The sequence below is a fragment of the Microbacterium sp. Ru50 genome, from assembly GCF_002920555.1.
Classification (GTDB): domain Bacteria; phylum Actinomycetota; class Actinomycetes; order Actinomycetales; family Microbacteriaceae; genus Microbacterium; species Microbacterium arborescens.
Map to the genome: position 1 here is coordinate 1 of NZ_PQSV01000025.1, position 882 is coordinate 882.

Consider the following 882-nt stretch of genomic DNA (forward strand, 5'->3'; position numbering starts at 1 on the left):
GTTAGTTGTCACTTAGTGACATCAACTACTATCACTCGTTATGAACCACCTCCCCTTCCGCAGTGACTGGTACCGCGCCCGCGACCGCCGCGGCACTGACCGACGCCTTGTACGGCGGCCGCTTCGACACCCTGCACACGCCGTGGCGTGAGCTGTTCGCGACGGAGCCGTTCCTCTTCCGGGAAGGGCTGTCCCCGCAGGAGCGGACCGAGCTGTCCTACGACCGGCTGCGGCTGGTCAACGACGTGGTCGGCAAGCCCCTGGACCTGGTCCGGGACGTCGAGGAACTCACCGCGCTGCACGAGTGGATCGGCGTGTCCGACGTGGGGCTGTGCACCGTCAGCTCGATCCACTACAACCTCTTCCTGGGCAGCCTCGTCGATCACGACGGTGAGCGGCGGGACCTGACGCCGTACACCGCCATGACCAGGACCGGCACGTTCCTGTGCACGGAGGCGGGCCACGGCAACAGCGTCTCCCAACTGGAGACGACCGCCACCTACGACCCCGCCGAGGGCGTCTTCGAACTGCACACCCCGACGCCGGCCGCCGCCAAGTTCATGCCCAACACCAGTTCCACCGGCGGGCCGAAGGACGCCGTCGTGGCCGCCCGGCTGATCGTGGACGGCACCGACCACGGCGTCTTCCTCTTCCTCACGCCGCTGCACGACGACGCCGGTCGCCCCCTGCCCGGCATCGCGGTCACACGGTTGCCCCAGACCTCCACCAGCCCCGTGGACCACTGCCGGACCACCTTCGACCGGGTCCGGCTGCCCTACGAGGCCATGCTCCAGGCGGACCACGGCCGGCTCGCCCCGGACGGCACGTTCACGAGCGGGGTCGGAAGCAAGCGGAAACGCTTCCTCGCCTCCGTGGGCCGGG

Annotated in this window: 1 pseudogene; it reads left to right on the plus strand. The window is 68.9% G+C overall.

The window, feature by feature from the left end:
* Nucleotides 1-62 precede the first annotated feature (62 nt).
* Nucleotides 63-882: pseudogene (locus tag C3481_RS16020) on the plus strand (hypothetical protein); the annotation flags it as partial.